We start from the raw sequence: 216 nt of genomic DNA, 5'->3' as shown, positions 1-216 counted from the left end.
GCCCGCGGGGCGGGGCGGGCGGCATCGACGGCCTGTGCCACGGCGTCCTGCACCGCCTGTTGCGACGGTGCGCGCACAGAGACCGGCCGGCGCGTGGGCCGGGCGTCGGCCAGTTGGAACACCAATCCGCGCTCGGCCTGGCTCAGCGGCGCGTTGCCTGCCTGCGCGGTCCGCAGATCGCGCAGCTGAGCGATGATCAGGTCGCGTTCCGCCTGC

At 75.5% G+C, this 216-nt stretch carries 1 protein-coding gene; it reads right to left on the bottom strand.

The genetic code is table 11. The features are described from left to right. A partial coding sequence (locus TW83_RS21700; RefSeq protein WP_045984363.1) for a hypothetical protein occupies positions 1–216 on the bottom strand: 216 nt, incomplete at both ends.

Source organism: Paracoccus sp. S4493, from assembly GCF_000967735.1.
GTDB classification, from domain to species: Bacteria; Pseudomonadota; Alphaproteobacteria; order Rhodobacterales; family Rhodobacteraceae; genus Paracoccus; species Paracoccus marcusii.
The sequence above is the reverse complement of the archived record's forward strand: the minus strand, read 5'-3'. Positions and strand labels throughout refer to the sequence as shown.